This is a genomic window from Flammeovirgaceae bacterium SG7u.111 (assembly GCA_034044135.1).
Classification (GTDB): Bacteria; Bacteroidota; Bacteroidia; order Cytophagales; family Flammeovirgaceae.
This window is the reverse complement of the sequence record CP139021.1, coordinates 6971859-6983300: the sequence shown is the minus strand read 5'-3', so window position 1 is coordinate 6983300 and position 11442 is coordinate 6971859. Positions and strand designations below refer to the sequence as shown.

7 protein-coding genes are annotated in these 11442 nt (G+C 43.0%); 4 read left to right on the top strand and 3 right to left on the bottom strand.

Annotation, left to right across the window (positions count from 1 at the left end; all coding sequences use genetic code 11):
• Positions 1 to 272 precede the first annotated feature (272 nt).
• Positions 273 to 3653, top strand: a complete 3381-nt coding sequence (locus tag R9C00_26905) for a ThuA domain-containing protein (GenBank protein WPO35330.1) — start codon at positions 273 to 275, stop codon at positions 3651 to 3653.
• 86 nt (positions 3654 to 3739) lie between these two features.
• Here R9C00_26905 and R9C00_26900 read toward each other — a convergent pair whose 3' ends face one another.
• Positions 3740 to 4759 carry a carbohydrate kinase family protein gene (locus R9C00_26900; protein ID WPO35329.1) on the bottom strand — a complete coding sequence of 340 codons (1020 nt, stop codon included), beginning with the start codon at positions 4757 to 4759 and terminating at the stop codon, positions 3740 to 3742.
• A 204-nt stretch (positions 4760 to 4963) separates the two neighbouring features.
• On the opposite strand from R9C00_26900, the gene R9C00_26895 reads away from it, so the two are divergent.
• From R9C00_26895 to R9C00_26885, 3 genes are all read left to right on the top strand, one after another.
• Positions 4964 to 6157 (top strand): GlmU family protein, encoded by a 1194-nt coding sequence (locus R9C00_26895; protein ID WPO35328.1) that lies wholly within the window; start codon positions 4964 to 4966, stop codon positions 6155 to 6157.
• Positions 6158 to 6321: 164 nt separating this feature from the next.
• Positions 6322 to 8118: a chloride channel protein gene (locus tag R9C00_26890; protein ID WPO35327.1), complete on the top strand. Its 1797-nt coding sequence runs from the start codon at positions 6322 to 6324 to the stop codon at positions 8116 to 8118.
• Positions 8119 to 8321: 203 nt separating this feature from the next.
• Positions 8322 to 8705 carry a DUF3592 domain-containing protein gene (locus R9C00_26885; protein WPO35326.1) on the top strand — a complete coding sequence of 128 codons (384 nt, stop codon included), beginning with the start codon at positions 8322 to 8324 and terminating at the stop codon, positions 8703 to 8705.
• Positions 8706 to 8860: 155 nt separating this feature from the next.
• On the opposite strand, the gene thrC is transcribed toward R9C00_26885, so the two are convergent.
• Together thrC and R9C00_26875 are read right to left on the bottom strand one after the other, a co-directional pair.
• Positions 8861 to 10156, bottom strand: a complete 1296-nt coding sequence (gene thrC / locus R9C00_26880; GenBank protein ID WPO35325.1) for a threonine synthase — start codon at positions 10154 to 10156, stop codon at positions 8861 to 8863.
• Between the two features lie 250 nt (positions 10157 to 10406).
• Positions 10407 to 11336: a homoserine kinase gene (locus R9C00_26875; GenBank protein ID WPO35324.1), complete on the bottom strand. Its 930-nt coding sequence runs from the start codon at positions 11334 to 11336 to the stop codon at positions 10407 to 10409.
• Positions 11337 to 11442 lie beyond the last annotated feature (106 nt).

Genomic DNA, 11442 nt, shown 5'->3' with positions numbered 1-11442 from the left:
GAAAAAGCCGTCTTGCTGTCTTCTTAGGCAAGGTGGCTTTTTTATTAGCATACCCCAATCAACCCTTTTCATTCAATAAAAATAACTAGATTTGATACTCTGCTTTTTGTTGGATAACAAAAAAGCACCACTAACTAACTACGTTCACGGAAGATAGGGTAACTCAAACGTGAAAATGAAAAGAAAGAAATAGAACTGGCTAACGGAATTTAAACAATAGTATTAATCTTAAAATTACATTAACAAATACCCTAAATCGTCATTTACGAGATATGAACAAACAATTTTGGAAGCAGGCGTTTATTTGCCTTGCACTCACCTCAATAATCAGTGGGCTGTTTTCTTGTTCGCACGAAACCCGAGAAAAAAAAGTATTAGTCTTTTCAAAAACTGGAGGATTTAGACACGGGTCTATTGCCGCAGGAAAAGTTGCTATGCTGAAGCTAGGCAAAGAAATGGGCTTTGCGGTAGATACGACCGAAAATGCGAGTGTTTTCACTGAAGATTCTCTCAAAAACTACAGTGCAGTTGTTTTTCTGAACACAACCGGGAACGTTTTAGACCATATTCAGCAAGCCGACTTCAGGCGCTACATCCAAGCGGGAGGTGGCTTTGTGGGAATCCACGCTGCCGCAGATACCGAATACAAATGGCCTTGGTATGGCAAGCTTGTAGGAGGTTGGTTCAATGGACACCCTTCTGACCCTAACGTGCGTGAAGGAAAAGTGACTGTTATAAACCACGACCATATTTCGGTTGAAAACCTCGATTCTTCTTTTGTGAAAACAGATGAGTTCTATAACTACAAAAGTTTCAACGAGCATGTAAATGTGCTGATAACCGTAGACGAAAAAAGCTATGGAGCAGGAAAACATGGGGATTTCCATCCCATCACTTGGTATCATGATTTTGATGGTGGAAGGGCGTTTTATACAGGCTTTGGCCACACGGACGAAACGTTTGAGGAAAAAGAATTTTTGGAAATTATAAAAGGAGGAATCACCTATGCTATTGGCGATAACCATTTGGACTATGCTCATGTGAGGCAACCAAGAGTTCCTGAAGAAAATAGGTTTGTAAAGGCTGTTTATGCCAGTAACCTCAACGAGCCAATGGAGCTAGAGGTGTTGGACAGCGGAAAAATCCTTTTTATTGAAAGAGGAGGAACTGTAAACCTTTATTTGCCCAAAGAAGAAAAGGTGAAGGAAATAGCGAAGATTCCAGTCCACACCAAATTTGAAGATGGCTTGCTTGGGCTTGCGCTCGATCCCGATTTTGAAAATAACTACAGGCTTTACCTTTTTTATTCGCCCAAAGGAGATAAGCCCATCCAGCGGGTATCGAGGTTTAGTTACATTGGCGATAGCCTCTTGCTCGATACAGAAAAGACCATTATTGAAATGGATGTTCAGCGAGATGAGTGCTGTCACTCAGCAGGCTCTATGCAGTTTGGTCCTGATGGAAACTTGTACATTGCCTTAGGAGATGATAGTAGCCCTTTCAATACAAATCAAGAATTTGATACAGATGGATTTGGCCCTATGGACGAAAGGGAAGGCCGCTCTCCCTTCGATGCTCAAAAGTCTTCTAGCAATACAAACGATTTGAGGGGTAAAATTTTGAGAATAAAACCTGAAATTGGCGGGACATACAGTATTCCCGATGGTAATTTATTCCCCAAAGACGGCTCTCAAGGCAGACCTGAAATATTTGTAATGGGCTGTAGAAACCCTTACCGAATGTCGGTTGACAGCAAAAAAGGTTGGCTATTTTGGGGTGATGTAGGGCCAGATGCAGGTAATGACAACCCTAATAGAGGGCCAAGAGGCTACGACGAATTTAATTTGGCAAAAACTGCTGGCTACTACGGTTGGCCGTATTTTGTAGGAAATAACTACGCTTACCGCAAAATGAACTATGAGACTGGCGAAGTTTCTGACTTTTTCGACCCTGAAAACCCAATAAATACTTCACCCAATAACACGGGGATGAGGAAATTGCCACCAGCACGTCCTGCGCTTATTTGGTATCCGTATGCCGAAAGTCCAGATTTTGAAGATATGACCAAAGGAGGTAGAAATGCCATGGCAGGACCTACTTATTATTATGACCAATTCCCTTATTCTAAAAATAAATTGCCCAAGTACTACCATAATAAGGTTTTCCATTACGACTGGAGCAGGAACTGGATTCATGCGGTTACTTTGGATGCAGAGGGGAATTTCATAGAACACGAGCCTTTTTTGCCCAATATGAAATTTGAGAAGATTATCGACATGGAATTAGGTCCTGACGGAGCATTATATGTGCTGGAATATGGAGCCAATTGGTTCTCTCGTAATCCAGATGCCGTACTGGCAAGGATTGACTATGCCGAAGGAAACAGAAAGCCAATTGCAAGGATTAGTGCGGAAGGTTTGGTAGGGGCAGCACCGCTCTCGGTTCAGTTTACAGGAGAAGGATCTACGGACTTTGACGAGGAAGATGAGTTGACTTATGAGTGGATTTTTGAAGGAAACGAAGTACAGTCAACAGAAATGGCGCCATCTTACAAGTTTACCAAGCCTGGTGTTTATAAAGTGAGAATGAGGGCATCCGACCCTAGCGGTGGTTCTTCTGTTGCAAACATTGAAGTACAAGTAGGAAACGATATTCCGAATGTAGATTTGCAACTTATGGCTAATGAGACTTTTTATTGGCCGGGGGAAAAGAAGCAATACACGATAAAAGTGACCGATACGGAAGATGGCACACCTGACGACAGCCAAGTCCAAGTATTCTTTGATTTTATCTCGATAGGAGAAGATTTGGCGGCAGTTGGCCCTGGGCATAAGCAATCATCAGCGGTGCTGAATGGGGAAACCTTGATAAATGAAAATGGCTGTAAAACTTGCCATGCAATAGATGCCGCTTCGGTAGGACCAAGTTATACGGAAGTAGCTCAGCGCTACGAGACCAACCAAGAAACTATTAGCACTTTGGCTGCTAAGGTAATAAGCGGTGGAAATGGAAACTGGGGCGAACGAATGATGTCTGCCCATCCGCAATTATCTGTAGAGCAAGCGGAGGCAATGATAGGCTTTGTCCTTTCTCTTGACGAAGAGTCTACCAAGCCATCTTTGCCATTGGCCGGAGTGTTGGATTTTGACCAAGGAAACGGGAAATATATACTTAAATCTTCTTATACCGATAAAGGAGGGGAGGTAATAGGATCACTAAACAATACGAAAACCATTGAGTTCCGCCCAGCTAAAGTAGAAGCAGAAGATTACGACAGCTTCTTCAAAATTGCCAAGAGAAGACCTGCTGGAACGAACGTTACCTACCTTCATAGGATTCAACCAGATTCCCATTTTATGTTCAAGGGAATCGACCTTTCTGGAGTAGATAAAATCACTATGAGAACTTCGGCAACAGGTTCTGAAGGCTTTAAGATAAACCTCAGGCTTGGTAGCCCCAAAGGTGAGATAGTTGCATCGGGTGAAGTTCCTTTCACTACAGGCAAAAGGAATGATTTCTCAGAAACCATCCTCACGTTTAGCAAACAAGTAAATGCTACGCAAGACATCTACATTACCTTTGAGTACGCTGGAACTGAAAATGCTTCAGTTGAAATAGACTGGTTGCTCTTCCACAAAGCGGGGGAAATGTAGGATTGAGATAATATGTTGCCATAAACAAACAAGGCTTCCATTCATCATGAATGGAAGCCTTGTTTGTTTATCTTTTCAAGAAAAGCTTAAAATTGGTGAACTTTCCACTCTTTTGCCTTTTCTAGCGTTTGCTCCAGAGGCAAAATACCGTTGGAACAAGAGGCATCCAGCATGCAGCACCCCGCCATGGCAGAAGCCAGTTCTAAGCCTTTTTCGAAGTCCAACCCTTCGTGGATTGCCCACAAAATTCCGGTCATCACCGCTTCGCCTACCCCAGCATTTCCCACATGTTCTTCCTTCGGCACTATCGGCTTGCCTTGTAGCCAGACCTTTCCATCTTTCTCTACCAATAAAATCCCTTTGTCGAAGTGGACGCTTACCAAGTTGTTCACGCCCATATCCAGTACTTTTTGCGCAGCTGAGGTCAGTTTTTCAATATCAATTTCCCCGTTTGTTTTTACCTCTATTCCACTGAGCTTAGCAGCTTCATAATCGTTTAGGAAAAAGTAATTGATGAAAGGGAGCGAGGGGGTGGCAACTTTTTGATAGTCGGCATCTAGCAAACTTATGACATCAGCCGAAGTTTTCATGCCGAGGTTTTGAGCTTTTTCTAGCAGGTACGATGCCTCTGTTCTTCCTTTTTCATCTAGCTCGTCTAGTTTGCTGAGCAAAAGGAGGTAGCCTAGGTGAAACATTCCCGCCTTGTATTTGTCAAGTCGGAAGTGCTCCGTGGAGAGCTGGGCGCAAGTACCTTGTTGGTGGAAAAAAGTTCTTCTTCCCGAAGAAGCCGAAGTAATAACATCGGTGAAGGAAGTGATTGCCTCTTTTTTTACCTGAAGCCATTTTTTGTCTATACCGTTTTTTATACAATCATCAATGATCCACTTGCCATTAGAGTCTCCACCCACTAGCCCAGCAGCCGAAAGCTTGATAGAAACACCTAGGCGTGCGAAGTTCTTCAATAGGTTGTAAGGCGAACCGCCATTGCTCGTGCCTTGATATAAAATCTTGGCAAGTTCATCTTCTTGGGGATAAAAATCTACGATCTTGACTTGGTCAATAATCCAATTTCCCCCTGCGACTATCCCTTTTTTTGAAGGTTTCATGTAAGTAGTGTGTTGTGTGTTGTTTTGTATTGAAAATCAGTGGTTTATTGTCAGTTATAATAGATTGCTTTTGGCTAAGCTTAAATTGAACTGTTGCTGATATATTTGAATTCTAATTTCATTATGAAGAAAAAGTAGCATTGACGAATCTTGATTGTTATTTTTGAATTTTTTAAACCGTAGCTTCAACTCAGAACTCCACTCATGAATATACTTCTTTTCGATCACCCTAGCAGTAAAAAAGGCTTGTTGCCACTTACCTATTTGAGGCCTGTAGCCGAAATTAGGGTCGGGATTATTAAGATCACCGAAAAGTGGAAGACTCGCTTCCCTGCTGATTATTCTTTTCTTACCGAAAGCTACTTGAGCAAGAAATTCCCTCCACATTTTGAGAGGTTGAACTATTACGTGCACGGAGGGGTCTCTCCTGACGATGCCTTTATAGCTGCGGTTAAGTCCTTGTCAGAAAACCAATCCATCGAAAAAGATGGGATGCTGTTGGCTTTTTGTAGCTCTGCTAAGTTCACTACTCCCGAAGAGTTGCTAGAAGCTTCTCAATCAGGCAATAAGTTGACTTGGGAAAATAAAGTTGCCATTTTCAATAAAAACTGGGAGATATTCAAGAAGAACAGGGCAGAATTGGATAAGGATTACCAATTAATAACAAAAGGTCGGAAAAGTGAGCCAATAACTGACCCGCACACCATAGTTTATAATCCTGAAAATATTTTTGTAGAAGAAGGGGCTTCCATAAAAGCAGCGATACTAAATGCTGAATATGGGTCAATTTATATAGGGAAAAACGCAGAGATCCATGAGGGTGCTTTGGTGAGGGGTGCATTGGGCTTATGTGAAAATTCCCATATCAATATGGGGGCAAAAATCAGGGGTGACAACACTTTTGGACCTTTCTCAAAAGTAGGTGGCGAAGTGGCCAACTCGGTTATTTTTGGGTATAGCAATAAATCGCACGATGGGTACTTGGGGAACAGCGTAATAGCTGAATGGTGCAACTTTGGTGCTGATAGCAATACCTCTAACCTAAAGAATAACTACTCCAATGTGAAAAACTGGGATTATTCGGTAGATAGTTTTGTAGATACAGGTTTGCAGTTTTGCGGTCTGATGATGGGTGACCATACTAAGTCAGGTATCAATACCATGTTCAATACGGGTACGGTAGTAGGGGTTGGTGCTATTCTTTACGGAGCTGGGTTCCTCAAAAACTTCATTCCTTCTTTCGGTTGGGGTGGGGAAGGAAAAGTGGCTACTTTTAGGCTGCCTAAAATGTATGAATTAGCCAGTAGAGTTCTTGCTAGAAGGGGGTTGGAATTGACAGAAGAAGATAAGAGTATTCTTGCCCACGTTTACGAGATTACAGAAAAATACAGAAGCTAATCACTTTTTCAAAAGAAAATATCTTTACACTTTTGAGTAGGAAGGATATAATTTTACTTTTGATAGGCATCGAGGTTTTATGTTCGGTCTGAGAGAAGCTGTTTTGAAAATTTATTCCCAAGCAGCTTCTAAAAGTTTTATTTCTAACTTAAAAAATGCGCCCTGTGCGAAAATTTCACATACGAACTGCCATATCGAGCAAGCTAGAAAGAGCTTTAACTTGGAAAATACGCTATATTTCCGAAAAGAACTTTGTATTCATCATAAGTGGTATAGTAGGGATCGTGGCTGGCTTGGCCGCCGTGGCGCTTAAGCAGTCGGTACATTTTATTCAGCACAAGCTCACTTCCGAGACCTTTAGCTACAGTTATCTTCAGATAGTGCTGCCCATGCTAGGGCTTCTGATCACTATTTTCCTAGCCCGAATTCTGTACAAAGAGGCCCAGTTGGGGCATGCGATTACCGATATTTTATACTCCATCTCCAAAAAATCGGGGATAATCGGTAAAAGCAAAATGTATTCGCGGATGGTGACCAGCGCCTTTACCGTCGGGCTTGGCGGCTCTGCAGGGTTGGAGTCTCCCATAGTGCTTACGGGTTCGGCTATTGGATCCAACATAGCCCAGCTGGTAAACATGAACTATAAAATGCGTACACTCATGATCGGCTGTGGTACGGCAGGGGTTATTTCTGCTATTTTCAATGCACCCATTGCCGGCCTGATCTTTAGCCTCGAAGTTATTCTATTCGATATTTCTGTAGCCAGTTTCATTCCCCTGCTCATGGCTTCGGTAAGTGCTACAATGGTATCGTTAGTCTTGCTGGGCGAGGATGCGCTTTTCTCTTTCAGGTTATTAGATACGTTCAACGCCTTTGATATTCCGCTTTACATCGCACTTGGAGTAGTATGCGGGTTTATTTCGAGGTACTTCACCGATTTCCTCCACTGGATGGAAATGATATTTGAGAGGATAAAAAATGGTACTAACAGGGCTTTGGTTGGTGGTGTTTTGCTTTGCTTGGCCATATTTCTTTTCCCCGCAGTGTATGGCGAAGGTTATCTTTTTATAAAAGATATGCTCAATGGAAATACCGCGGGCTTATTAGATAAAATGCTCTTTTTTAAGAGTGCCGATACCAATAGCTGGACTTTCTTTGGCTACCTCGTTGCCCTAATTTTGGTAAAAACCATCGCCTCTGCCATTACGATTTCGGCAGGAGGCAGCGGTGGAACATTTGCCCCCTCTTTTTTCCTAGGTGGGGTTACGGGCTATTCTTTTGCCAAATTCATCAACCTTTCAGGTTTAGCCTTTATTTCCGAAAGCAACTTTGCTTTGGTGGGGATGTGCGGCGTACTTTGCGGTGTGCAATATGCCCCGCTCACCGCTATTTTCCTCATAGCCGAGCTTACGGGAGGCTACACGCTCTTCATTCCACTTATGATCGTTTCGGCTATTTCCTATTCTACCGTTACCTATTTCAATGCAAACTCGCCCTACATCCGCGATCTGATGCATCGAGGGGAATACGTGCAAAATGGACAGGATATGCAGGTGTTGGGGAATTTGAGCATCAATAAAATTATTGAAAGGGAATTTAAAGCAGTTCCTGTTGATGGAAAATTGAAAGACATGGTGAAGTCCATCAGCGTGAGCAAACGAAATATTTTCCCCGTACTAAACGAAGATGGAGGCTTGGAAGGAATAGTCACCCTCGACGATGTGCGGGACATCATGTTCAACCCCGAAAAGCAGAAAGAAGTAGATATCGCCGATATTATGGAGCTTCCTCCCAACTATGTGGAATACGGCGAGAGTATGCAATCCGTTATGCACAAATTTGAAACCTCCCAAGCCTGGAACCTACCCGTAATCCGCAAGGGAAAATACGAAGGTTTCGTCTCCAAATCCCGCATTTTCAACGTGTACCGAGAGCAAGTGATTAAGCAGCAGAAGAAGTAGTTTTTTCGATGAGAGGCTGAGGAAATTTGTATATGAGGGTATTTAACCCTTATTTGGTCATCCCGAACTTGATTCGGGATCTCCTGCCTACTGTGTAAAATAGCTGGAATCAAAAGAATAGTAGGTAATGATTTTTTTAATTCAACCTCTCGCTCGGCGCTAGTCGAGTGATGGGTGTTTTTGATTATTAAATTTTAATCATCATGAATGAAGAAGAGATAATATTTTACTGTATAACAATTGCTGCGTTAGGTTTTGGAGTATATAACTTTCTACGTCTAGCTTATGTAAAAAAGAATTGGGTAAGAGTTGATGATGCTATAGTACAGGAACTAATTAAAAAAAGTGGAGGAAATAGCACAAGTATTCTTTATTACCCAGTAATTAGGTTTCAGACATTAAAGAAAGAGTCGAAGACTGTTACTAGTTCGATTGGTTATTTTCCTGCATACTTAACGGAAGGTGATTATGTGACAATTTATTATGATCCACATTATCCTATGGATATAGTCATTGAGAAATATAAAATTATATTTGGAGGGATTGGGATAATAGCAAGTGTATTTCTAACGATTCTATTTTTTTAAGCAGCTTACCTGTTGCTTCACCTTCTAGTTTGAGGAGGAATTGAATAAAATAAACTCGGACATTTCTGCCCGAGCTACAGTATCATTTTTTCCTCTTGTAGCTGGAGCTACAAGACATAGTGAGCACTCGGCTAGAGCCGAGCGGCATGAACCTCTTACGCCAATCCTTCCAAAAAGCCTTTAAAGTCAGCATATTCCGTAGAAAGAGGAGTTGCTTTTTTCTCTTTTTTCAAGAAAGCTTGCAGCCTTTCAGGGATTTCTACTTTGGTGTTTAGCGTTTCTTCTACTACGTCCATAAACTTGGCTGGGTGGGCAGTTTCTAGGAAAATACCTGTTTCTCCTTCTTCCTGCAACTCTTCCAAAGCAGCGTAGCCAACTGCCCCGTGTGGGTCGGCGGTGTAGCCGTGTTTCTTGTAAATGCGTTCCATGGTTTCCCTAATCTGCGCATCGGTTTGGGTGAAGCCCGTAATCTCGGCTTGCATGGCAGGGTGCGAGTGCTTATAAATTTCCAACATACGGACGAAGTTGCTCGGGTTGCCCACGTCCATGGCATTGGCAATAGTTTTTACCGAAGCCCTCGCTTCAAAAATACCACTGTTGAGGTAGCTAGGCACTACATCGTTCACATTGGTAGCAGCGATGAACCGCTTGATAGGCAAGCCCATTTTGTAGGCAAAAAGCCCTGCGGTGAGGTTGCCAAAGTTTCCGCTTGGTACAGAGAAAACCACGTCTTTTGCTTTTTCTCCCAACTGGGCAAAAGCATGGAAATAATAAAAAGACTGGGGTAAGAACCTTGCCAAGTTGATGGAGTTGGCAGAGGTCAGGGTCAGTTTTGCATTGAGGTCATCGTCCACAAATGCATCTTTTACCAATCGCTGGCAATCGTCGAACGTGCCGTCAATTTCTACAGCGGTGATATTTCCACCGTAAGTGGTCAACTGCTGTTCTTGTATGTGGCTCACTTTTCCCTTTGGGTAAAGCAACACCACTTTTATTCCTTCCACATTGAAAAAACCACTGGCTACGGCAGAACCCGTATCGCCCGAAGTAGCAGTCAGAACGTAGGTATCTTTCTCCCTTTTTTCGATGAAATGCGCCATCATCCTCGACATAAACCTCGCCCCTACATCTTTGAAAGCGCAAGTAGGGCCGTGGAAAAGTTCAAGGCTTCCGACTTTGTCGTTGAGCATTACCAAGGGCACATCGAAGTTGAGTGCATCTTCGCAAATCTCTTGCAACTTGGCTTTGGAAACATCCTCACCAAAAAGTGCCTCAGATACCGCTGTGCCTATTTCGGCAAGGCTGAGGTTAGGCAAATTCTTAAAAAATGATTCGGGAAGAGCAGGGATTTGCTCGGGCATATACAATCCTTTGTCGGGGGCAAGCCCTTTCAACACAGCCGATGACAAATCGCTGAGAGGGGCTTTTTGGTTTGTGCTATAGTATTTCATTATAGGAAGATTCAAATAAGGTTGTAATATTTGTCTTTTGCACAGAAGCTGAAACCTGTAAATTAAATTTAGCTTCTTGTCCTTTTTGCTTGATCAAAAAGGACGAAAAAATCAACAGCGTCGGCTGCCGAAAAATCTAAAGCTTATCCCCGCAAGCCCAACGCTCCTCTCCGCCAGATTTTCGTGCCATCGCACTTATAAAATGTAATAGCAGTACTATTTAAATTATCAAATAAATGACTTTTTTAGTTTAAGAAATAATGGAAATGCCAACAGGGTTGATTTTGGAAATGTAATTGTTGGTTTCGATGTCCAACTTCTCAAAAACAGCTTGGATGGCATCTGAAGTCGCTTTTGCCGCTTCTTCTGACTTGCTAAGTGAGAACATGGAAGGACCTGAGCCAGAAATGCTACAGCCTAAAGCGCCTGCTTCAATCGCCGCTTTTTTTGCATCTTCGTAGCCAGGAATCAAAATCGAGCGGATGGGCTCGATCACCACATCTTCCAAAGACCTGCCAATCAGTTCGTAGTCGCTGTTGAAAAGCCCTGCTACCAATCCCGCAATGTTTCCCCACTGAACCACGGCATCTTTCAAGGCTATTTCCTTGCGGAGAATCCTTCGGGCATCAGCCGTTTTTACCTCTATTTGAGGATGGATAATGGTGCAATATAAATCTTCTGGATAGGGCAATGTCACCACGTCGAGCGGGTTGTAGCTTCTGATGAGGGCAAAGCCACCCAACAGGGCAGGGGCAACATTATCGGCATGGGGCGAACCGCAAGCCGCCGCTTCTCCTGCCATGGCAAATTGTACCAATTCTTTTCTGCTAAGCGGACTGCCTAGCAAATGGTTGGCGGCAAATACTCCCGCAGCCGAACTGGCGGCGCTCGAACCAATTCCGCTTCCGGGCTTTATTTTTTTCAAAATTTCCATCTCGAAACCTTGCTCACTTCCGAGGTGGTCGAGAAAAGCTTGCATGGCAACCGATGCGGTATTCTTGAGCGGATTTTCGGGGATTTCCTTATACTCCGTACTGTTGATGATTTTGATACCGGGGGTGTCCGTTTTCCTCACCACTATCTCATCTCCAGGATACTGGAGGGAAAGACCCAAAATATCAAAACCACAGGCTACGTTTGCCACGGTGGCGGGGGAAAATACTTTTACCGATTCGCTCATTGATTTATGTCTTATGTTAAGAAGCCTTCAATGCTTTCTTTTTTGCTTTCTGAATTGTGCTGAAATGGTACGAGCGGAGGCTCGCTCCAGTGCTTATTAGTTACAT